Raw genomic sequence first — 22,493 nt, 5'->3', positions numbered from 1 at the left:
TGGGACAGTGAAGCATTCCGCAAGGTCTTGCCCATGCTCGTTTCCGTCTCACGTTTCCCGTCGCTTCCTGCTGTCCTGCCGGGACTTTTCTTTTGCGCGGCACTCGCGATCATTGCGCAGTTGGTCGAGCGGTTGCAGCTGATGATGTTCGGCGCGCACTGGATCGAGAGCCTCGTGCTGGCCATTCTAATCGGCATTGCCGTGCGCTCCTCGATCCGTCTTCCGCAGACTTTCACTCCAGGTATTAACTTCGCCGCCAAGACGCTGCTCGAGATTGCCGTCGTGTTGCTGGGCGCCTCGCTCAGCACGGCTGCCATCTGGCAGGCCGGATTGCCGCTTGTCGGCGGAATTGCCATCCTGGTTGCTCTGTCCCTGGCCAGCAGCTTTCTGCTCGGGCGGCTATTGGGGCTGTCGACCGGCCTAGCGACCTTGGTTGCCTGCGGCAACTCGATCTGCGGCAATTCAGCGATTGCCGCTGCAGCCCCTGTCATCGGCGCGAAACCGGAGGATATCGCTGCCTCGATAGCCTTTACCGCGCTGCTCGGCGTTGGTGCGGTGCTGGCGCTGCCGCTTCTGCATCTGGTCCTGGGGCTCAGCACCGTACAATATGGCGTTTTCGCAGGGCTGACAGCCTATGCCGTGCCGCAGGTGTTGGCAGCCACAGCCTCTGCCGGAGCCGTCAGCACCCAGGTAGGCACGCTCGTCAAGCTGATCCGCGTGATGATGCTCGGACCCGTCATTCTTGTGCTCGGCGCAGTTCATCGCCGCCGTCCCGGTGGCTCCGCAGTCAATCTCCGCCATCTTCTGCCATGGTTCATCCTCGGTTTTGCAGCCATGGCGGCGCTTCGCTCCTTTGACGCAATCCCGGCGCCGCTGCTGGCCGGGATGTCGGCTGTCTCCGCTGCCTTCACCGTCACCGCCATGGCCGCGCTAGGTCTCTCCGTCGATGTGAGATCCATCACCCGTGCCGGCGGCCGGGTCCTTGCAGCGGCGGCGCTGTCACTGCTGGCTCTGGCGGCTCTTGGGTTTTGCTTGATGGGGCTGCTTGACATCGGCTGATCGAGGCGATCTGCCCAAAATACCGGCAAAGATTCCGGTTGCCTTCCAAACGATCGGCGGCTAGCCTGTATATACAGGTCGGTTGGAAACAAAGATCGTCATGCGGGTCATCTCTTCACAGCAAGCTGCGGATCTCCTCGAAGACGGGATGACGGTCGCTGCTTCGGGTTTTGGAGGATTCTGCCACCCCGAGGCCATCACGGCTGCGGTGGAGGAGCGTTTCGTCGCCTCTGGAAAACCCCGCAATCTCACGCTCTTGTTTGCTGCCAGCACGGGCGATCGTCAGACGCGCGGCATGGGGCACTTTGGCTATGAAGGGCTCGTCGCCTGCGTGATCGCCGGGGGCTGGCGAGGAACGCCGCGCCTTGGCAGGCTGGCGATCGAGGAAAAGATCGAAGCGCATTGCTGGCCGCAAGGCGTTATCGCCCAGCTCTATCGAGCGATTGCCGCCGGTCAGCCTGGGGTGATCACCCATATCGGGCTCGGTTCTTTCATGGATCCGCTGCATGGCGGCGGCCGCATGAATGCGACGACGCCGCGCGCGCTTGTCGAGCGTGTGTCGTTGCGAGGCAAGGAATGGCTGCTTTATCCCTCGATGCCGCTCGACTGCGTGCTTTTGCGCGGTACGACGGCCGACGAAGACGGCAACATCACCCTCGAGGACGAAGCCTTTCCCCTCGACGTGCTTGCCATGGCACAAGCAGGCCGAAATTCCGGCGGTATCGTCATCGTGCAGGTCAAGCGGATTGCGGAGCGTGGCTCGCTGCCGCCGGGCGATGTTCGCATCCCGGCGGCGCTGGTCGATTATGTTGTCATCTGCGAAAATCCGGCCCAGCACGGCGTCAATTTCGCCGAGAAGGACAATATCGCCTATACCGGGCGCGTCCGGATGGCGGCGAGCCGTCTGCAGCCGGCGCCGCTGTCGGCCGATAAGATTATTCAGCGCCGCGCCTTCCTGGAGCTGGCGCCGCTCCATCGCCCGACGATCAACCTCGGCATTGGCATTGCCGCCGGGATCGGCCGTATCGCCAGCGAAGAGGGATTTGACGATTATACGGTGACGATCGAATCCGGCGTCATCGGTGGCGTGCCGGCCGAGGAACTATCCTTCGGCGCTGCCGTCAATCCGACCGCGATCGTCCCACAGGCTTCGCAGTTCGACTTTTACGACGGCGGCGGCCTCGATATCGCCTTTCTCGGCATGGCCGAGGTGGATAGGTACGGTGCGGTCAATGTCAGCCGCTTCAACAATTCCATCGTTGGGGTCGGTGGCTTCACCAACATCTCGCAGACGGCGAGGCGTGTTGTCTATCTCGGCGCGTTTTCGCCTGGCGGCGCGGAAATTGCGGTTGCCGACGGCAGGCTCGACATCATCCGGGACGGCAGAGTTTGCAAGATCGTCGACCAGGTCGACCAGATCAGTTCGAGCCCGGCCTTTGCGCCGGAAGGGCAGACACAGCTCGTCGTCACCGAGCGGGCGGTCTTTCGCGTGATCGACGGATGCCTGACGCTGACGGAGTTTGCCCCCGGCATCGATCTCGCCGCCCACGTTCTCGACCGCCTGCCGAAGGGCGTCGCGGTGTCGGACCAGCTGAAACAGATGGATGCGCGCCTGTTTTCCACCCACGCAATGAAGGACTCTGCCCCATGAAAATCGATGGAGCCGTCATCATCGTCACGGGCTCGGCAACAGGCGTCGGGGCCGCATGCGTGAAGCAGTTTGCCGAGGGCGGTGCCCGGGTGGTGGTCAATTACAGCCGCAGCAAGAAAGAGGCCGATGAAACGGCCGATATCTGCCGCAGCCTGGGCGCGCAGGTCGAGATCGTCCAGGCCGATGTTGCCGACGATGCGGCCTGCCGCCGGATGGTTGCGACGGCCGTTAAACGGTGGGGGCGGCTCGACGCCCTGGTGAACAATGCCGCAACGACGGTCAAATCGGATCCTTTCGATCTCGAGACATTGTCGGCAGAGGATTTTCAGAGTGTTTTCGGCGTCAATGTCATCGGCGCCTACCAGATGTGCCGGGCGGCGGTGCCTGCGATGCGTGACAGCGGCGGCGGTGCGATCGTCAATGTCTCATCCAACGTTGCCTTTACCGGCGGCGGCAGTTCGCTTGCCTATACGGCCTCCAAGGGCGCGCTCAATGCGCTGACCCTGGCGCTAGCGCGCACCTGCGGTCCCGATATCCGGGTGAACGCGGTTTGCCCCGGCATCATCGATACGCGCTGGATGCGCGATACGCTCGGGCCGGATGCCTATGGCGCCATTGCCAAGCGATTTTCGGAAACGGCGCCACTCGGCCGGGTCGCAACACCGGAAGACGTTGCCGGCGCCATTGTCTGGCTTGTTCAGGGGGCAGACTTCGTCACTGGCGAATTGCTTTCCGTCGACGGCGGCATCCGCCTGTCCGGTGGCATTCGCAAACCCGTCGCATCCAGCGGAGCCGCATCGTGACGCTGTCGGCCCAATCCATTCTCGATTTCCCGGTGCCGCAAGCGACGCATGTGGTCACCGCAAGGGATGCCATCCTCTACGCCCTGTCGGTCGGCTACGGAACCAACCCGCTCGACGAAAACGCGTTGAACTACGTCTACGAACGCGATCTGGTCACTGCGCCGACGCTTGCCAATATCGTGGCGCATCCGGGCCCGTGGATGCAGCAGACGGGTGTCGACTGGGCGCGTCTGGTGCATTCCGAACATCGCCTGGCGATCCACCAGCCGGTCCCTCTCGATGTGCCGCTGATCTCCCGGTCGCGCGTCTTGTCAGTGGTCGATCGCGGCGTTGAGAAAGGCATGTTCGTCAGCTTCGAGCGCATGATCGCAACCGTGGACGGTGACGAGCCGATCGCGACGATCGTGCAGACGAACGCCTGCCGCGGCGACGGTGGCTGCGGTTCGGCGGGATCGGCGCCTGAACCTCTGTCCAAAGTCCCGGACAGAGAGCCGGACGTCGAATTCAATGTCGACATCCCCGGTAACGCCGCGCTGCTTTATCGCCTGAACGGCGATCGCAATCCGCTGCATGTCGATCCACGGGCAGCGGGCAGCAGCGGCTTCGATCGGCCGATCCTGCATGGGCTATGCAGCTTCGGTTATGCGGGCTACGCCATCATCGCCGCGATCGATCCAGGGATGGCTACCGGTTTGAGCGCGATCGCGGCGCGGTTCAGCGCACCGATCTTTCCCGGAGAAACGATCACCCTGCAGATGTGGCGCAACGACGCTGAAATTCGCTTCCGGGGGATCGTTGCTTCCCGGGGCGTGACCATCCTCGACAATGGCATTGCGAGGCTGTCATGACAAAAGCGGTCAAGCCGGCTGCCAGCGAGGCGCGCCAATATATCAGGATCAAGGAGCAGATCCTGGCCGAGATCGCCGAGGGCAAGCTGCAGCCGGGAGACCGGGTTTCCTCCGAAAGCGAACTGGTGGCGGCATTCGGCGTCAGCCGCATGACGGCGAACCGGGCGCTGCGGGAGTTGATGTTCGAGGGTGTCCTCAAGCGATCCGCCGGCATCGGAACCTTCGTGTCGCCAAAGCACCTTGACGTCGATCTGCTTCAAATTCGGAACATAGCCGACGAAATACTGGAGCGGGGTCACACGCATAAGGCGGCGGTTGTCCAGGCCGGTTTGATGAAGGCGGATGCCAACGTTGCCGACGCGCTCGAACTGACCCTCGGCGCTGAGGTGATGCATTCGCTGATCGTGCACCTGGAAAACGACCAGCCCATTCAGGTCGAGGAGCGCTACGTCAATCCGCTGGTCGCGCCAGACTATCTGTCGACTGACTTCAGCAGCATGACGCCGAACGAATATCTGACGAAGGTGGCGCCGATAACGGAGTTCGAACATATCGTCCAGGCCGTCAAACCGGACACGACGATCCGCAAATATCTTGGCCTGAAGAATGATCACCCTTGCCTGCGCGTCTTTCGAAGGACCTGGTCGGGCGAGGCCGTCGTGACCTGCGCGCTGTTATACTATCCCGGCGCGCAATATCGGCTGGAAGCGCGGTCCACCAAGGGTCCTTCGAAGCCCGTCGCCATTCTCGGAGAGAAGCAGTGAGCGCCACCCATTCTCCATCGATCACCTTCAGCGCGTCGCCGCCGACGATCGAGGACATCGCGGCAATTGCCCGTCGTCACGCCAGGATCGAAATCTCCGCCGAGGTCGAGGCCCGGATTATGGCGGCGCGCGCCGTCGTCGATCGCTATACGGAAAGGGATCTGCCGGTTTACGGCCTGACGACGGGACTGGGAGCGGGGGTTGATACACGACTTGCAACGGAAGATCTGGTGGCGTTTCAGATGCGTGTGCCGCAAGCCCGCGCGGTCGGCGTCGGAAAGCCGCTTGCCCAGGAATCCGTGCGGGCGATGATGGCCGTCAGGGCTGTCGGCATGGCGGCGGGCGGTTCCGGCGTTTCGCTGAACGTGTTCCGTGGTCTGATCGCCGCCATCAATGCAGGTGTCCATCCTGTCGTCCCGTCATTGGGCTCGATCGGTGCGGCGGATTTGGCTCCGCTTGCCCATATGAGCCGGGCGCTTCTCGGCTTCGGCGAGATCGAGCTTGGCGGCGAAGTGCTGCCGGCCGGCATCGCCCTGGAAAGGGCCGGCCTGAAACCTCTCGAATTGGCGCCGAAGGACGGGCATGCGCTTGTCGTGGCCAACAGCCTTTCCATCGGCCTCGCCTGCCTGGCGCTTGAGGATATCGAGCGGCTTTTCGATTGGTCTCTGAAGGCGATTGCCGTTAATTTCGAAGCGTTCAGGGCCAATGTCAGCGTCTTCGACGACCGCGCTCTGGCTGCGAGACCGGCCTTCGGGCAGCGCCGCGTCGCCGCTCAGTTGATGGACTTGCTTTCGGGAAGCTCCTTGCTCGCCGCCGATGCCGCAAGACGTCTCCAGGATCCATTGAGCTACCGCTGCACGCCGCAGGTCTGGGGTGCGTTGAGGCATGCGATCGATGAGGCAAGGCAGGCGACGGAGATAGATCTCGTCAGCTCCAGCGACAATCCTGTCGTCATCGCCTCAGAGGGCGTCATTCTTGCACACGGCAATTTCGACATGACCGCTTTTGTCCTCGCCTGGGAACGGCTGGGGCAGGCGATGGCTCATTGTGCGGCAGGCACCGCCTATCGGATCATGAAGATCATGTCGCCTGGCATGTCCGACCTTCCACGCTTCCTGACCCCGATGGGCCAGAGCCGGACCGGTTTTGCGACAGTGCAAAAGACCGTGTCGGCCATGGAAGCCGAAATCCGTCATCTCGCCATGCCGGTTTCGCTTTCGCCCTTTCCCGTTGCCGATGGCGTCGAAGATCAGGCGTCGATGGCGCCGAGCGTTTTGGTAAAGACGCAGGCGATCGTCGAGCGCCTGCGTTATCTCGTAGCCATCGAACTGATTGCCTCGGCACAGGCCCTCGAGCTGCGCGGCGTCTCAGGCGAATTGGGCAAGGGATCGGCTGAGGCCTATGCATTCGTCCGCAGCCATGTCCCGGCGCTTGAAGAGGACCGCGCGCAGGGGCCGGATTTTGCGACGATCGCCGCATTGATCGGGCTTGGCCCGCAATAAGCCCGGTTCGCCACTGCCCCACCAAGAAGGGCAGGGCGCCGACCGGTCATGCCGACGGTTATTCTGGGGAATGCCGCCGGTTCGTTCATTGAAAAGTCAACAAGAGGGAATGATTATGAAAAATTTGACAAAGGGCATATTTGCAGCCGGCATCATGGCAGCCGCCATGTTCCAGTCTGCATCCGCAGAGACCATCAAGGTCGGCAGCAAGAATTTCACCGAGCAGTTCATCCTCGCTGAAATGTATTCAGCCGTTCTGGAAAACGCCGGCTTCACGGTCGAGCGCAAGATCAATCTCGGCGGCACGCTGATTGCGCATCAGGCATTGGTAGCCGGCGAGATCGATCTCTACCCGGAATATACCGGGACGGCGCTCGCGTCTGTCGTCAAGGGCGAGATGTCGACCGATGCCGACAAGGTCTACACCCAGGTCAAGGACTTCTACGCCAAGCAATTCAACCTCACATGGCTGAAGCCTAGTGGCATCAACAACGGCTATGTCATCGTCGTCCGGCAGGAAACGGCGCAGGCCAACAATCTGAAGAGTTTGTCGGATCTCGCCAAGGTCTCCAAGACACTGGTCTTCGGCGGCGGTGCTGAATTTCCGGATCGCGCCGACGGCCTGCCCGGCCTGAAGCGCGTCTACAACGCCGAGTTCAAGGAGTTCAAGCAGTTCGCCAAGCTTGGTCTTCGTTACGACGCGCTGGAACAAAAGGACATCGACGTTGCCAACGGTGCAGCGACCGACTGGCAGATCGGCTCGAAGAACCTTGTGCCACTGGCAGACGACAAAGGTCTGTTTCCGCCCTACTACGTGGCGCCCGTTGTCCGCCAGGACGTGCTCAAGGCCAACCCGAAGGTTGCCGAACTGCTGGAAGCGGTTGGCTCCCATCTCGACAATGAGAAAATGCGGGTCCTCAATGCCAAGGTCGAGACCGATCACGAGGAAGCCAAGGACGTGGCGGTCGACTTCTTGAAGGAAAACGGCCTGCTGCCGAAATGATTGTCATGCCCCCGTGGCCGGATATCCATCCGGCCGCGGTCTGGGGCGGCGATCCTTTCAAGGGTTTTGTTCGAAAATCCGTCCGGTCGGCAGCGGGCAGGAATGTGGAGAAGCGGGAAATGCAGGAAATCTGGATCGATTATCTCAACGCCCTCGATGCCAAGGCGCTGGCGCTGACGAATGACGAGATTCTCGATGCGGTATCGAAGGCGCTGGATGCGCAGGGCAGGGGTGAAACCGTCATCGAGCCGCGGGTTCATCTTGTGCCGGAGAGCTCCGACAAAGGCCATTTCAATGTGCTTCGCGGCTATGTCAAAGCGCTGAATTATGCCGGCGTCAAAGTCGTCGGCGACTTCGTCGACAACTACAAGGTGGACCTGCCTTCGGAGCTTGCGGTCCTCAACCTGTTCGACCCGAATACGGGCGTGCCGAAGGCCATCATCGACGCGACTGCTATCACCGACATGCGCACCGGCGCCGTCACCGCTCTTGGCGCGAAATATCTCGCTCGCAAGGATAGCAAGGTGCTCGGCCATATCGGTGCGCGCGGAACCTCTTACTGGAATGTCCGTCTTCTCGACCACCTCTTCGACTTCGAGGAAATCCGCGTGCATTCGCGCCGCCCGGAAAGCCGCAATGCCTTCGCCAAGCGTCTTGAGACCGATCTCGGCAAGAAGATCGTCGTTACCGACAATTGGGAGGATTGCCTCAAGGACGCCGACATCATGGTCGAGGCCAGCCGCCTGCCGGAACCGGCGCCGCTGTTCAAGACCGAATGGGTCAAGAAGGGAGCCTTCGTTGTGCCCTATGGCACGATGAGCGCACTCGAGTTCGATCTCACCGACATCATGGACAAGGTCGTCGTCGACGATTGGGGACAATGCGGCCCCGGCAAGCCTTTCGGGGCGCTTCGCCGCCACGTCGATGAGGGCAAGGTGACGGCCGAGAACCTGCATGCCGAAATCGGCCAGATCATTTGCGGCAGGAAGCCCGGCCGCGAGAGCGATGAGGAGACGATCCTGTTCTGGCACCGCGGCCTCAGCACCACCGATGTGGCGCTCGGCGCCGCCATGGTCGACAAGGCAAGAGAGATGAACATCGGCCAACGGCTGCGGTTCGCATAATTGCCATGGTGATGTCCAAGCCGATCGCCTGTTCGAGAATGTATAATCTCAGTCCGCGCATTCGCGGCCTGTGGGATGCGCTGTTTGCGCAGGTCAGTCTGCAATCCGGCATCGAACTCGAGATCATCGCTCACGCAGCACCGGCACCGTTGTCGGAGCTGTGGGCGAGGCCGGACATGGGAGCGGTCTTCATGTGCGGCTATCCGTTTTCGCACATGTCCGAGGCTGCGCGACCGACGGTGCTTGCCGCACCCGTCTCGAGCGAGGCATGGTCTTTGGACCAGCCGCTCTATGCCAGCCACATTCTCGTCGCCTCCACCGGGCCGGTAAACGCTGTGGAGGATCTCGCAGCGGCACGCTGGGGCTGGACTGTGCGCGATTCCCAATCGGGCTACCACGCGGCGCGTTCTTTCCTTGCCGACCGGTTTGCCGGGAAAATGAAGCAGAGCATGACGGTCGGACCGCTGCTCAACCCGTCGGGCATCGTCGCCGCCCTCAAGGGCGGCAGGATCGATGCGGGTGCGATCGACGCTTACGCCTTCCAATTGTTGCGGATGCACGAACCCGATGCGATCGATGGTCTGCGTATTCTGGCGACGACCGATCCGCTTCCGGCGCCGCCGCTGGTTGCCGCGCAGACATTGCCGTCGGACATCGCCGCAGCGTTGCAGCAAAGCCTCGTGAAATTGCATGAAACGGCTGAGGGAGCGGCGGTTCTGGTGCAGCTCGGCCTCAGGCGGTTCTCAACGGTCGTTCCCTCGGCCTACGATATTCTGCCGCAGAGAGCCGACGACGCCGATCGCAGATTGGGGATCTCATGGTAGACAGGCGAAAGAGCCGATGCGGAGGTCTCGACGATGAAATGGGTCCCTAAACATCTCGACCGGCTATTCGAAGCACTGTTGGAGCACCTCTATCTCGTTTTTTCCTCGGTCGGCATTGCCCTGGTGATCTCGCTGATCGTCGGGATATGGGCTGCAAGGCGGCCGCGGAGCTTTGCCGTGATCGTCATCTTCACTGGTATCCTGTTCGCGGTGCCGAGCCTGGCGCTGTTTGCGCTTCTCATTCCCATCATGGGCATCGGCGCGGCACCCGCCATAACCGGTCTTGCCGCCTATTCGCTGATGATCCTGATCCGCAATATCGGCATGGGATTTCAGGCTATTCCGCGTGACATATTGGAGGCCGCCGATGGCATGGGCTACGGCACGGCGCGGCGGATCTGGGAAGTCGAACTGCCGCTGGCAGTGCCCTATATCGTCGGCGGGCTTCGCATCGCCATGGTGACGGTCATCGGCATTGCGACTGTTGCCGCCTACATCAATGCCGGCGGGCTCGGCGTCATAATTTTCGAAGGTATCGACCAGCGCTTTCCTGAAAAGATCATCGCAGGCGGGCTGCTGACGTCATTTCTAGCGCTCTTTGCCGACTACTGTTTTGCCTCGCTCGAAAAGCTGCTGCGCCGGCGCAGCGGAGGGAAGGTAGCATGATCGTTATCGATGCATTCAGCTGGATCTTCAACAATTCCGGTACCTTCCTCAATGCTTTCAATCGCCATCTGCTGATGTGTGCCCTGTCGCTCGGCATCGCCTTCGTCATCGCAGTGCCGCTCGGATTTGTCGTCGCACGGGCGCCGCGCGCCGCCTTTGCGGTGGTCAATATTGCCGGCGCGTTGCGCTCCATCCCAAGCCTTGCGATCCTTTCGGCGACGATGCCCTTTCTCGGCATCGGATTGCTGCCGTCGGTGATCGCCCTCATCGTCCTGGCCGTGCCGCCGCTATTGTTGAACACGATCATCGGCATCCGCGAGATCGACGCCTCGGTGATCGATGCGGCGGATGGAATGGGCATGAGCGCCGGACAGATGCTGCGGGAGATCGAACTTCCCCTGGCCGTTCCCGCGATTCTGTCGGGCGTCAGGACGAGCGCCATCCAGGTCATCGGTGGGGCGGCGCTAGCCTCTTTCATCGGCGGCGGCGGGCTTGGCGATTTCATCAACGCCGGCATTGCGATCATGAACATGCCGCGCCTTCTCGTCGGAGCGGTGCCGATAGCCCTGCTCGCAATCTTTGCGGAATTGGCCTTCGGCGCCCTGGAGCGCCTCTTCACTCAACGGCGCTGAGCGGCCGAAAGCGGATATCAGGATGATTCATCTCGATCATGTTACCAAGAAATACGACGGAAGCGGCCCGCATGCGGTCGACAATCTCGATCTGCTGATCGAGACCGGCACGACGGTTGCCCTGATTGGTCCTTCCGGCTGCGGCAAGACCACGACCATGCGGATGATCAATCAGTTGGAGACGCCGACGACGGGACGCGTGCTGGTCGACGGAAGAGATATAGCCCGGGTCGATCAGAAGGAGCTCCGCCGCAGCATCGGCTATGTCATCCAGCAGGTCGGTCTGTTTCCGCATATGTCGATCGCACGCAATGTCGCGACCGTCCCGCGGCTTCTCGGTTGGGACAAGGCGCGCAGCGATCGCCGCGTCGACGAGCTCCTGGATCTCGTCGGCCTTGATCCGGCCGTCATGCGGCAGCGCCTGCCGCACGAATTGTCGGGCGGGCAGCGTCAGCGCGTCGGTTTCGCGCGTGCGCTCGCAGCAGACCCCGCAATCATGCTGATGGACGAACCGTTCGGCGCGATCGACCCGATCACCCGCGTTAGGCTTCAGGACGAATTCCGCGACATTCTGAGGAAGGTGAAGAAGACCGTCGTCATCGTCACGCATGATCTCGACGAGGCCATCAAGATGGGCGATCGCATCGCGATCATGCGGGATGGCCGCCTTCTCCAGTATGATAGCCCGCAGGAAATTCTTGCGCGTCCCGTCAACGAATTCGTCGAGAACTTCCTCGGCCCTGACCGAGCGATAAAGCGGCTGAGTTTGATTGCTGTATCGACGATCATGACCGCGCCGGAACCGTCCAACGGCGATGCCGAGATCGCCGCTGACGCCACGGTTCACGAGGCCTTGGCGCTCATCCTCTCCGGCGAGATGCCGGGCCTCCATGTCAGATCAGCCGATGGGACGCTTGCGGGATATCTGTCGCGAGCCACCTTGTTGCGCGCCAATCGGCTGTAGAACAATTCCGGCTAAAGTCCGCAGCGGTTTTGCTCGACGTGAACAAGACCACCTGCCCTTGCCGAAGGGGTCAATACACCAATGCTACCCACGCGTGTGGAAAGGGTTTGCGGATCGCCTGTCTCAGGCTGTCGGTGGGTTTCACACAATGGGATTGTGCCGGCTCGATTAACGTCAACTCCGCTCGTTCATTCTCTGCGCTTGTCTAGGCGTCTTTCGGCAGCACTGAGCGAACCCTTGCGATGAAGACATAGAAGTCCTTCATGAACGACGTCCATGATTGCCTCCGCGCCGGGCAGTTCATTCCGTTCCCGATGTGGTTCATTATCTCCATTCGCAATGAGGCGTAATCACACCGTGGTCTAGGAGGCGTACAGCAAACGTACATCAGCGATCGATGCGGTCGAAGGGCATGTCAGCAGAGTTGGAGACCAATCATGAGCGGCAAGATCAGCGTTCCGCCATTGGCGTCAGGTGCCGACGGCTCGGGCACGTTCTGCCGCCGTACGGCGATGCGATCCGAAAATGTCCGCGAGCGTATCGAGCATTGCCCTGACCCCGTCAGATTGAAGTGAATAGTAGATCGTCTGCGCAGCCCTTCGTGTTTGCACGAGTTCCTGGTCTCGAAGAATTGCCAGATGCTGAGACGTCGAAGATTGGCTCAATCCCACTTCGTCAGCCAGGACGGTTACGGACATTTCTCCTTCGCTCAACAGATGCAGAATGTGAAGCCGTTTGGAATTCCCGATGGCCGACAGGAAGATTGCTTCGGTGTCGAAGGCATTGGTTTTAGGGGAAGGCGCGACTGACGATTGATTGTTCAAGGCGAGTTCTCCTTTGGGAACCAAAGCCGGGTACGGTGTCATATCCCCGAACTTTAATTTAGAAATAACGCAAGCGTGCGGGTCCGAAACCCATTGATGGCGCCGAATCGTCTTTTTTGGCGTGAATCGGATACGGCGTGCATCAAATGGACAGCCGGCGTTCTTGGCGCCTTAATTAAAAGCTAATGCGCCCCCGCCTGACGCATCTGCACCGGCAATATTTCCCAGGCCCGGATCAGTTCGCCGATAGAGGCGGCCTCCATCTTGTGCATGACGTTGCTGCGATGCAGCTTGACCGTCACTTCGCTGATGCCGAGGTCGAAGGCGATCTGCTTGTTGAGGCGCCCGCGTGCCGCTTCGTGCAGAACCTCCCACTCGCGCTGCGTCAGCGTCTCCAGCCGTTCGATATTGCGATTGGCGATCGCCGCTTGCGCTCGTCGTTCGCCGTCCATTGAAATGGCGGCGGTTACGGCATCAAGCAGCGTCTGATCCCGCGCCGGCTTGGTGAGGAAATCCACGGTGCCGGCTTTCATCGCCTGGACGGTCATCGGGATATCTCCATGGCCGGTCAGAAAGATGATCGGCTTGGCAATGCCGTTCTCGGCCAGATGGCTCTGCAGATGGAGACCGCTTGCCCCCGGCATGCGCACATCGAGGATCAGGCAGCCGGGTCTGTTCAATATATCCGCGTCGAGCAGTTCGCGCGTCGAAGCAAAGCTGACCGGCCGAAAACCGGCCGACAGGATCAGCTCCGACAGCGCCTCGCGAATGGATGCGTCGTCGTCCACGATCATGACGAGCGGCTGATCCTCTTCACGTTCACGCTGCGCTGACAAAGGCGCCGATCTACGAACGAACGGCTGGTCAAACCTCATGTCACCCTCCATCTCTCGATTTGTGTAAGGCATCGGCGATGGCCGCGATCAGGCCTGGGCATCGAATGGCGTGCGGAAGAGTGGCTCTACCGGTCGATGGCGGCTTAGCGGCCATCTTGAATTCTGCCGAATGAAGTAATACCTTCTTCTTGGAGAGTATTACAGAAGGCGTTCGCTATGACCACCACCGTTACTGCGAAAGGGCAGGTGACCATTCCGAAGCCTGTACGGGACATGCTCGGCATCGTTCCTGGCAGCCAGGTCGATTTTCATCGTGCTGCCGACGGCAGTGTGGTCCTGACGCGTGCCGACAAGAAACGGCCGGCGAGCCGCTTCGAGAAGCTGCGCGGCCATGCCGGCAAGGGCCTCGATACCGACGCTATCATGGCTTTAACGCGCGGCGAAACGTGACCCTTGTTGATACTAATGTGCTCCTGGACCTCGTAACCGACGACCCGGAATGGTCGGACTGGTCTATTGCGCAGCTGGAAGCCGCGGGTATCGAGGGCCCCCTGCTCATTAACGATGTAGTCTATGCCGAACTTGCGGTTCGATACGACAGGATCGAGGCGCTGGAGGCCTTTGTTGAACAGGCTGCCCTCGAGATGACGCCGATGCCGAGATCCGCTTTGTTTCTCGCCGGCAAGGTTTTCACGCAATATCGCAAAGCAGGCGGTACGCGCACCGGCGTACTTGCCGATTTGTTCATCGGCGCTCATGCCGCCGTGCAGCAGCTGCCGCTCCTGACGCGAGATGTCGGCCGCTATCGCAGCTATTTCCCCTCGTTGAAATTGATAGCGCCCAGTTCGTGAGGCGAAGACCTGCGTGACGGCAGATTTCATCAAATCTCCTGCAGCGGCGGCTCAAGCTTTTGCGACGGCTCCAACACTGTCGGCCGGTTTGGTCTTCGTACCAAAGGATGAAGCCTATTGAATAACTAGAGAATGATGCAGACCGAGACGCGGGATCATGCTCCATCCGTGCAGTGCCCCGCCGGCTCGACCTCCAGTCTATCGCGGCCCATGCGCCCCATCGAAGATATGCCGCGCCTTGGCCCTCGGCGCAGCGACGGAATGACGATTGACCAGCGAGCATTCGAGCTTCGTAATTGGATAGCGCTTGCCGGGCATGGTCTGCAGGTTGAGATGTTCAATCGCCCACTGACCCATGGCGAGGTGCGGAAGGACCGAAGTGGTCAACGCCGGTACCAGATGTCTCGAAATTTCTTCGTCGTCGTACCCGACCACCGACATGTCCTGGGGAATGCGAAGCCCGGCATCTTTGAGCGCTTCATAGCATCCCACTGCAGTGCGGTCGTTCTGGCAGAAAATCGCGGTCGGGGGTTCCTGCAAAGCAAGCAATTGCATCGTAGCGGCGTAGCCGGCACCGGCCGACCAGTCGCCTTCAACGACCAATTCTGGATCGAAGGGTATGTCGGCGGTCGCTAGTGCCCGGCGGTATCCCGTCAGCCGGTCTTGTGCAGCCTGCATCCAGATTTCACCGGTGATCGTCCCTATGCGATGGTGGCCGTGCGCGATCAGATGCCGGGTGGAGCTCTGGCCTCCGGCGATTTCACTTGGCACTACGGCTGGAAAGGCATGATCCGCCGTGTAGCAGTTCAACAATACCGTCGGGATGTTGAGTTCACAGACATAAGAGGGGAGTTGAACCTCTCTGGTATAGATTGTCATGTATATGAGTGCGGATATGCCCCCGTTCGTCAGCGCCCTGATTGCTTTTGGCTCCATGACGGGATCACCGAGCGTTTGGGTAACCAACAGCACGTTGCCCGTATTCCATGATGCTTGGCGGGCGCCCTCGATCGCGACGATCGCTTCCGGGCTGGTAGCGAGCTGATCCACGGCGAAACCGATCACGTTGTCCAGGCCCGAATAAGAGGCTTTCATGGTATAGCTTGTCCCCATGTAGCCGAGGGCGCGCGCTGCCTCCAATACGCGGTCGCGAGTCTGCTGTGAGATGCGGGTGCCGGGCGTGTCGTTGAGCACGAAGGAAACAGCAGCCTGTGAGCAGCCGGCCGCCGCGGCAATGTCCATCATGGTCACGCGGGCGGGCTTATCCATTTCAGGATTCTTTTGGGTCTTAGGCTTTCGCATTCGGGGGAAAGATCTCCGGATCTTGGAAGAAGTTACGTTTTAGGTAATTAATATTAGCACTTATCCGAAAGTGCTGGCAATCGCGCGAGTACCCGCAAACGATTGGCAATCCTCACTTTGGAACTTCATTCTCGCTAGCCCGCGATGAAATGTTTTGATGCGCATTGATAATACTATTTACTAATTAAGATTCTTGTATACCGTCAGAGGGCGATCGGAACCTATGCCACTCGTCGCTTTTGCGGCGGCCCTAGGAGGGGGCGCGCATTCGGCCGGCCGTAAATCGCAAACGGGCCCATGCGACTGCGGCCCCTCGGGAGGTATATTATGAAACAGCTGAAACGGAATGCAGCCTTGTTCCTTGCCGGGCTGATGCTGAGTGCGGCGCCGATTGCAGTATCCAATGCCGCCGACAAACCGACTCTTGCTTTCGTCGTCAACGGAGCGTCTGACTTCTGGAAAGCTGCGGAAGCGGGCGTGAAGAAGGCTCAGGCCGAATTGCCAGATTACCAACTGGAGCTTAAGTACCCTGAGCAGGCATCGGTAGCCATCCAGCAGCGCCTGATGGAAGACCTGGTCAGTGCTGGCGTCAAGGGGATCATGGTTTCCGCAGTCGATCCCAAGACTCAGACCGAGGGCTTGAACAAGATCGGCTCACAAACAGCTCTCTTCACGACCGACAGCGACGCGCCGCAGACCAACCGCGTCGCTTATATCGGCTCATCCAATATCGACGCCGGTTTGCAGGCGGCCGAAATCGCGAAGAAGGCAATGCCGGATGGCGGCAAGTGCATCGGTTTTGTCGGGCTCCTCGGCGCCGATAACGCCAAGGAACGCATTCAGGGCATGAAGGACGGACTTAAGGGCACGAAGATCGAGCTGACGGATGTGCGCGGCGACGATATCGACCAGACACGCGCAAAAAAGAATGTCGAGGATGCGCTGGTGGCCAGCCCGGACGTGACCTGCATGGTCGGCTTCTACTCTTATAACACGCCACGCATCTATGAGGCGCTGCGCGACGCCGGAAAGCTTGGTCAGATCACTGTCGTCGGCTTTGACGACGATCCGATCACGCTCGGCGGCGTCAAAGAAGGCACGGTCGCGGCAACCGTCGTGCAGCAGCCATTCGAATGGGCTTATCAGGGGATGAAGCTGATGGCCGCCTACCTCAAGGGCGACAAGTCCGGTATTCCCAGCAACGGCTTGATCATCATTCCGACAGTGATCATCGGCAAGGATGACGTCGATAAATATGCCGCTAACCTGAAGGCCATGGCTGGAAAGTAATTCTCTCTCGCGGCGGGGGTACTCCCCGCCGCGAAAGACGTTTCATGCCGCAGCACCCGCAGTCATGGACAGGCAATGAATCATAGCTCAGACATCCCGTCACCGGACGCGCCTGCAACGCCGTTCCTTTCGCTTTCCGGCGTTGGCAAGACTTTTCCAGGCGTCGTGGCGCTTGACGGGTTGTCGCTCGACATCGTGCCGGGAGAGGTCATCGGCTTGGTCGGCGAGAACGGGGCCGGAAAATCGACGCTGATGAATATTCTTGGCGGCGTGATCGCTCCGGATCGGGGCACGATCCTGCTCGATGGCGCAGAGCTTCGCCACCTCACCGTGGAGACGAGCATCGCATCCGGCATCGCTTTTGTGCATCAAGAACTCAACCTTTTTGACAATCTCGACGTCGCCGCCAATATCTTCCTGGGCCGTGAGCCGTTGAAAGCGGGACCTTTCAAGTTTGTCGATCGCGCTCGGCTTCGCGAGATGGTGACCCCGCTCTTGAAGCGTGTAGGGGCACATTTTTCCGCCGATACACCCGTTGCTGCGCTTTCCCTTGCCGAACAGCAGATGGTGGAAATCGCCAAGGCACTGTCGATCAAGGCCAGGCTTGTCATCTTCGACGAACCCACGTCCAGCCTCCCCCTGGCCGAAACCGAGCGGCTCCTGAACATCATCAAATCGCTGAAAGCGGATGGTATCAGTGTGATCTTCATCTCGCACCGTCTCCACGAGGTTGAGCGCGTAGCGGACCGGGTAGTCGTATTGCGCGATGGCACGCTCGTCGGTACGCTCGCCAAGATGGACATTGGCCATGATCAGATGGTCAAGCTGATGATCGGCCGGTTGCTCGCGGCCCGGACGGCAAAACCGCAGCGTTCGCCAGGCCCGGTCGCATTGAAGGTAAATGGTGTGCGCACCGAGGCCTATCCCAGCCGTCCCGTTGACCTGGAAATCAGGTACGGAGAAATCTTGGGGCTTGCAGGCCTCGTCGGATCTGGCCGCACCGAGCTTGCAAGGGTACTCTTCGGCATCGACCGGAGTTACGGCGGAGCCATTCTGCAGGACGGACGCCAAATTGCGATCGGTTCTGCTCGGGACGCTGTTGCCCGCGGCATCTTTCTGGTGCCGGAGGATCGCAAGCGCAATGGCATTCTTCTTGATCTTCCGATCGCCCAGAACATCACCCTTGCCGATCTTCCCAGGATTTCTAGCCGCTTCATGGTCTCCGCTGAAAGGGAGATCGAGGCCGCTGAAAAGCAGCGTGTTCGTCTCGGTATCAAAGCGCCCTCCGTTTCGACGCGAACCGGCACTCTGTCGGGCGGCAACCAGCAGAAGGTGGTTCTGGCCAAATGGTTGTCGATGAGCCCGAGGGTAATGATCTTCGATGAGCCGACACGCGGCATCGATATCGGCGCTAAGAACGAAATCTACGGCCTGATGCGAGCGCTTGCCGATGCCGGAGTCGCGATCCTGATGATCTCCAGCGACATGGAAGAGGTGATTGGCGTTTCTAACCGCATCGCCGTCATGCACGAGGGCCAGATCGCCGGCATTCTCGAAGAGGACGAATTCAGCCAGGAAAGCGTCCTTTTGCTTGCTGTCGGCAAAAGCGTAAAATAGCGGCTGCGGCCATTATGAATGAACGGGTATCGGAGATGGGTCTCGAATGATCAAGAAAGATCTTGGACTTCTGCTTTTGATCGTCGTTGTCGGCGTCGTCGTCGCCATCATCAACCCGCGATTCTTGCTGCCGATCAACCTTGCAAACACCGCCAACCTGATCGGTCTGTTCGGCATCCTGTCGATGGGCCAGGCCTTTGTCATCATTACGGGCGGTATCGAGCTTTCGGTGGGCTCACTCGTAGCACTTCTTGGCGTACTGTTCGTCGATTTCATTGCGGTACAAGATATGCCCTGGACGCTGGCACTGCCGCTCATTCTCCTGCTCGGCGCAGTCGTAGGCGCGGTCCACGGTTGGCTCATCACCCGGCTCAACTTGCAGCCCTTCGTCGTCACCCTTTGCGGCCTCCTGATCTATCGCGGGGCGGCGCGCTTCTATACGGCCGACGGAACGGCGGGATTTGCTTTCGGCCAGAATTTCCCGGAGCTTGAGTTTCTGACCGCGGGGCGGTTCTATGGCATTCCGAGCACCTTCATTGCCATGGTCGTCATTGCCGTGGCCATGTGGCTGGTGCTTCATCGCTCTGTCTTCGGACGTTATCTTTACGCGATTGGAAAGAACGAAGAGGCTGCTCGCTATTCAGGTATCCGGACTGACCGTTTGGTTATGACGGCCTATGTCATCTGCGGACTGCTTACGGCGCTTTCGGCGATCTATTTCGCCATGTACACGCGCTCGATCTCGCCGGCCAGTCATGGCCAGTTCTACGAGCTCTACGCGATTGCCGCCGCCGTGCTCGGCGGCTTTTCACTCCGCGGCGGTGAGGGATCGATCGTCGGGGTCGTGCTGGGCACAGTCCTTCTGCAGGAGTTGCAAAACCTTGTGAACCTGCTCGGCATTCCCTCGTCGCTGAACTTCGCCGTCATGGGTGGCGTGATCCTCATCGGCGTCCTGATCGACCAACAATGGCATTCGATCCGCGCAAAGCGACGCCTCGTCTCCGCCGCACGGCAGACTGAATCCCGTCTTCCAAACGAAGGAACCTTGCCGGTGGTTGCTAACCGGGACTAAGAAGCAGCCAGGCGGCCTGTCGGCTGCCCATCAAGGACATAGTGCCATGACCATCGGCATGTCACCGATAGGTCGCAATGGCTAACACTATCCGGACGAAACCGATCGCGCATCGCCGCGGTGAAATTGCAGGTTGCCGTACGACGGCAAGCCGGAAGCCCAAGCATTCTCGAACCGAACAAGGCTTTGACGGGGTCGTGGTGATCAACGGCAACAACACCGGAGGATGAACGGGCAATGGTTACCCTGAGCCCGTCTATGCCGCCGGCCGTGCCGCAAAAACGCAATGAATTTCACCTGTTTAATGAGAATGGAGGCCTTGCCCGTCGGCATCTTGCGCGGTGCCAATCACCGCCGTCCAATCCGTCAAACCTCCGGTTTTTGGAGACCGTTTTGCTGGCTCTGATGCGTGTTTTGGTTAAGCATTTGTAATTCAGCCACGAATCGCGGCATATAGTAACTGCGCAACTGAGGCGCTTTCGTTCAAAATTGCGCAGTTATTTGGGAAAACCAATATGCAGCCGAGGCTTGCTCTCCAAGACGATCAAGAGCATCTCCCGTCACTTCTGGCAACAGATGCGCAGGAGTTGTCCTATCAACTTCAACAGCATCAGGCGAAAATCTTTCCCCCTTTGTCGCAAAAGACGATCAGGACATTTTCTCCGGCGGAGGCTGCGGCCTTCATCGGCATCGGCGAAGGTTATCTCCGGCAGGTGGCCGCTGATGGCCATGGTCCGGATCCGCTGGCAAACGGTCGGCGGCTCTATAGCGCAACCGACATGGACCGGATCCGCCGCGTCCTCGACGAGCGAAATGGAACGCCGAAATATGTGCCGGCCCGCAGGCCGGGCGAAAAGCTCCAGATCGTCTCCGTGATGAATTTCAAGGGCGGCTCGGGCAAGACCACGACCGCGGCCCACTTCGCGCAATTCATGGCGCTCCGGGGCTACCGCGTCCTTGCCGTTGACCTCGACCCGCAGGCGTCCCTGTCTGCTTTGTTCGGCCATCAGCCGGAATTCGACGTCGGTGAGGGCGAAACGATCTACGGTGCGATCCGTTATGACGATCCGCGCCCGATCGCCGACATCGTGCGCGCCACCTATACGCCGAACCTGCATCTCATTCCCGGCAATCTCGAATTGATGGAATTCGAGCACGAGACACCGAAGGCCATGACGTCGGGTAGGGCCGAGACGATGTTCTTTGCCCGCATCGGCGAGGTGCTGACCGATATCGAGAGCCTTTACGACATCGTCGTCGTCGACTGCCCGCCGCAGCTCGGCTTCCTGACAATGTCGGCGCTCTGCGCCGCGACCTCGGTGCTGATCACGGTTCATCCGCAAATGCTCGACGTCATGTCGATGTCGCAGTTCCTGACGATGACCAGTGAACTCATGTCTGTCGTCGAGAAGGCCGGCGGGCGCACCAGCTATGACTGGATGCGCTATCTTGTGACGCGGTTCGAACCGAATGACGGGCCGCAAAGCCAGATGACCGGCTTCATGCGGGCGATCTTCGGCAATCGCATGCTCCACAACGCGATGGTGAAATCGACGGCCGTTTCCGATGCCGGCGTCACCAAGCAGACACTCTACGAAGTCGAGCGCTCGCAGTTCACACGCGGAACCTATGATCGGGCGCTGGAGTCGCTGAACCTCGTGAACGGTGAGATCGAAGCGCATATTCGCTCCACCTGGGGAAGGAGATAGGATGGCGCGCAAGAACCTGATCGAATTTTCCGCACCGAGCCCGGCAAGGGCGGAAGCGGTCGCGCCGCGCGAAAATCGTCCGATTGCCGGCTTCGTGCCGCAGGAGCGCAGTGGGGGGCCGGTCGGCGGCATTACCAAGACACTCGGCAACATCACCGAGAAGATGGAGCGCGCCAGCGAGCTGGAGCGGCAGCTTGCCGCGGGCCAGATGATCGTCGAGCTCGATCCCGGCCTGATCGACGCGTCTTTCGTCAGCGATCGCCTGGCGATCGATGCTGGCGAACTCGCCGAGCTGGTCGAACAGATCCGCGAGCATGGGCAGCAGGTCCCGATCCTCGTGCGTCCGCATCCGGAAGCCAAAGGCCGCTATCAGGTTGCCTATGGCCATCGCCGCCTGGCGGCCACGAGAGAGATCGGCATCAGGGTCCGCGCGGTCGTCCGTGACCTGACCGACGGCCAGCTGGTCGTCAGCCAAGGCCAGGAAAACAGCGCCCGCACCAATCTCTCCTATATCGAGCGCGCGCTCTTCGCGTCGCGGCTGGAAGAACGCGGCTTTGCCCGCGACGTCATCATGGCGGCGCTGAGCGTCGACAAGGCGGCGCTGTCGAGGATGCTGATCGTGATACGGCAGGTGCCGTTGGCGCTCATCAACGCCATAGGTGCTGCGCCTGATATTGGCCGGCGGCGATGGCTGGAACTCGGGGAGCAGCTCGAAAATGCCGATGTCGAGAAGATCATCGCGGAGTTGTCCGCGGACGACGCGCGGAAGATGACGAGCGACGAGCGGTTTCACCGGGCATTCGTTCTGGCAAAGAAAAAGGCCGCGGCGTCGAAGCCGGCAGTCGTCAAATCCGAGGTCAGCGGCGTGCCGGTGACCGTTAAAAAAACAGCATCCGGCGCCACCTTTGTTTTCGACGGCAAGACCGCGCCCGGTTTCGATCAATTCGTCCAGGAGCGGCTGCAGGGCCTGTTCCAGGAGTTCAAAAAGCACAGAGGAGCGTAGCGCGCAAAAGAAAAAGGCCCCCAACGACGCCGTCGTGGAAGCCCTTCTCAGATCTTAAGCACATCGAGAATCGCATTTCCACGAATCACAGTCAAGCGTCTTAGGCACCAAAGTGGTGGACTGTTTTCTTTTGCCTGAACGAAGGTGAA

The 22,493-nt window shown here is 60.2% G+C and carries 22 protein-coding genes; 19 read left to right on the top strand and 3 right to left on the bottom strand.

What is annotated here, in order from left to right:
* Positions 1 to 33: 33 nt before the first annotated feature.
* The 12 genes from FHT70_RS00785 to FHT70_RS00730 all read left to right on the top strand — a co-directional run bounded on the left by FHT70_RS00785 (position 34) and on the right by FHT70_RS00730 (position 11,840).
* Positions 34 to 1,059, top strand: coding sequence for a putative sulfate exporter family transporter (locus tag FHT70_RS00785; protein WP_183698337.1), 1,026 nt, complete (start codon positions 34 to 36; stop codon positions 1,057 to 1,059).
* 100 nt (positions 1,060 to 1,159) lie between these two features.
* Entirely contained in the window at positions 1,160 to 2,710 is a 1,551-nt protein-coding gene (locus FHT70_RS00780; RefSeq protein ID WP_183698336.1) for a CoA-transferase, read from the top strand.
* On the top strand, positions 2,707 to 3,513 hold the full coding sequence (locus FHT70_RS00775; RefSeq protein ID WP_183698335.1) for an SDR family oxidoreductase: 807 nt from the start codon (positions 2,707 to 2,709) through the stop codon (positions 3,511 to 3,513). Before FHT70_RS00780 ends, FHT70_RS00775 begins: the two co-directional genes overlap by 4 nt.
* Positions 3,510 to 4,361 (top strand): MaoC family dehydratase, encoded by an 852-nt coding sequence (locus tag FHT70_RS00770; RefSeq protein ID WP_183698334.1) that lies wholly within the window; start codon positions 3,510 to 3,512, stop codon positions 4,359 to 4,361. The genes FHT70_RS00775 and FHT70_RS00770 overlap by 4 nt, the downstream gene beginning before the upstream one ends.
* Positions 4,358 to 5,125, top strand: coding sequence for a histidine utilization repressor (gene hutC / locus FHT70_RS00765; RefSeq protein WP_183698333.1), 768 nt, complete (start codon positions 4,358 to 4,360; stop codon positions 5,123 to 5,125). Before FHT70_RS00770 ends, hutC begins: the two co-directional genes overlap by 4 nt.
* Positions 5,122 to 6,627, top strand: a complete 1,506-nt coding sequence (gene hutH, locus FHT70_RS00760; protein ID WP_183698332.1) for a histidine ammonia-lyase — start codon at positions 5,122 to 5,124, stop codon at positions 6,625 to 6,627. Before hutC ends, hutH begins: the two co-directional genes overlap by 4 nt.
* 70 nt (positions 6,628 to 6,697) lie before the next feature.
* Positions 6,698 to 7,630 (top strand): glycine betaine ABC transporter substrate-binding protein, encoded by a 933-nt coding sequence (locus tag FHT70_RS00755; protein WP_183698331.1) that lies wholly within the window; start codon positions 6,698 to 6,700, stop codon positions 7,628 to 7,630.
* Positions 7,631 to 7,749: 119 nt separating this feature from the next.
* Positions 7,750 to 8,754, top strand: a complete 1,005-nt coding sequence (locus FHT70_RS00750) for an ornithine cyclodeaminase family protein (protein ID WP_183698330.1) — start codon at positions 7,750 to 7,752, stop codon at positions 8,752 to 8,754.
* Between the two features lie 5 nt (positions 8,755 to 8,759).
* Positions 8,760 to 9,578, top strand: a complete 819-nt coding sequence (locus FHT70_RS00745; protein ID WP_183698329.1) for a PhnD/SsuA/transferrin family substrate-binding protein — start codon at positions 8,760 to 8,762, stop codon at positions 9,576 to 9,578.
* Between the two features lie 33 nt (positions 9,579 to 9,611).
* Positions 9,612 to 10,244 carry an ABC transporter permease gene (locus tag FHT70_RS00740; RefSeq protein WP_085781643.1) on the top strand — a complete coding sequence of 211 codons (633 nt, stop codon included), beginning with the start codon at positions 9,612 to 9,614 and terminating at the stop codon, positions 10,242 to 10,244.
* Complete coding sequence (locus FHT70_RS00735; protein ID WP_183698328.1) at positions 10,241 to 10,876, top strand: ABC transporter permease; 636 nt, start codon at positions 10,241 to 10,243, stop codon at positions 10,874 to 10,876. Before FHT70_RS00740 ends, FHT70_RS00735 begins: the two co-directional genes overlap by 4 nt.
* Positions 10,877 to 10,898: 22 nt before the next feature.
* Positions 10,899 to 11,840 (top strand): ABC transporter ATP-binding protein, encoded by a 942-nt coding sequence (locus FHT70_RS00730; RefSeq protein WP_183698327.1) that lies wholly within the window; start codon positions 10,899 to 10,901, stop codon positions 11,838 to 11,840.
* A 470-nt stretch (positions 11,841 to 12,310) separates the two neighbouring features.
* Here FHT70_RS00730 and FHT70_RS00725 read toward each other — a convergent pair whose 3' ends face one another.
* Both FHT70_RS00725 and FHT70_RS00720 read right to left on the bottom strand, forming a co-directional pair.
* A complete protein-coding gene (locus FHT70_RS00725; RefSeq protein ID WP_097600595.1) occupies positions 12,311 to 12,664 on the bottom strand; it encodes a metalloregulator ArsR/SmtB family transcription factor in 354 nt (117 codons plus the stop codon).
* A gap of 182 nt (positions 12,665 to 12,846) precedes the next feature.
* Positions 12,847 to 13,539, bottom strand: coding sequence for a response regulator transcription factor (locus FHT70_RS00720; RefSeq protein ID WP_183698326.1), 693 nt, complete (start codon positions 13,537 to 13,539; stop codon positions 12,847 to 12,849).
* Positions 13,540 to 13,716: 177 nt separating this feature from the next.
* Between FHT70_RS00720 and FHT70_RS00715 the strand changes: the two genes are divergently transcribed.
* A complete protein-coding gene (locus FHT70_RS00715; RefSeq protein ID WP_064693019.1) occupies positions 13,717 to 13,950 on the top strand; it encodes an AbrB/MazE/SpoVT family DNA-binding domain-containing protein in 234 nt (77 codons plus the stop codon).
* A complete protein-coding gene (locus tag FHT70_RS00710) occupies positions 13,947 to 14,351 on the top strand; it encodes a type II toxin-antitoxin system VapC family toxin (RefSeq protein WP_183698325.1) in 405 nt (134 codons plus the stop codon). Before FHT70_RS00715 ends, FHT70_RS00710 begins: the two co-directional genes overlap by 4 nt.
* A 198-nt stretch (positions 14,352 to 14,549) precedes the next feature.
* On the opposite strand, the gene FHT70_RS00705 is transcribed toward FHT70_RS00710, so the two are convergent.
* On the bottom strand, positions 14,550 to 15,653 hold the full coding sequence (locus FHT70_RS00705; protein WP_183698324.1) for a LacI family DNA-binding transcriptional regulator: 1,104 nt from the start codon (positions 15,651 to 15,653) through the stop codon (positions 14,550 to 14,552).
* 327 nt (positions 15,654 to 15,980) lie between these two features.
* On the opposite strand from FHT70_RS00705, the gene FHT70_RS00700 reads away from it, so the two are divergent.
* The 5 genes from FHT70_RS00700 (at position 15,981) to repB (ending at position 22,344) form a co-directional block, all read left to right on the top strand.
* Entirely contained in the window at positions 15,981 to 16,943 is a 963-nt protein-coding gene (locus FHT70_RS00700; protein WP_097600605.1) for a sugar-binding protein, read from the top strand.
* A gap of 75 nt (positions 16,944 to 17,018) precedes the next feature.
* A complete protein-coding gene (locus tag FHT70_RS00695; protein ID WP_183698323.1) occupies positions 17,019 to 18,560 on the top strand; it encodes a sugar ABC transporter ATP-binding protein in 1,542 nt (513 codons plus the stop codon).
* A gap of 46 nt (positions 18,561 to 18,606) precedes the next feature.
* Entirely contained in the window at positions 18,607 to 19,632 is a 1,026-nt protein-coding gene (locus tag FHT70_RS00690) for an ABC transporter permease (protein ID WP_183698322.1), read from the top strand.
* A gap of 515 nt (positions 19,633 to 20,147) precedes the next feature.
* On the top strand, positions 20,148 to 21,341 hold the full coding sequence (repA, locus tag FHT70_RS00685; protein WP_097600607.1) for a plasmid partitioning protein RepA: 1,194 nt from the start codon (positions 20,148 to 20,150) through the stop codon (positions 21,339 to 21,341).
* Position 21,342: 1 nt separating this feature from the next.
* Positions 21,343 to 22,344 carry a plasmid partitioning protein RepB gene (gene repB, locus FHT70_RS00680; protein WP_183698321.1) on the top strand — a complete coding sequence of 334 codons (1,002 nt, stop codon included), beginning with the start codon at positions 21,343 to 21,345 and terminating at the stop codon, positions 22,342 to 22,344.
* Positions 22,345 to 22,493: the final 149 nt, after the last annotated feature.

It is taken from the genome of Rhizobium sp. BK049 (assembly GCF_014193135.1).
In the GTDB taxonomy this organism is placed as follows: domain Bacteria; phylum Pseudomonadota; class Alphaproteobacteria; order Rhizobiales; family Rhizobiaceae; genus Rhizobium.
Note: the sequence above shows the minus strand (reverse complement) of the source record. Positions and strands in the feature narration are given on the sequence as shown.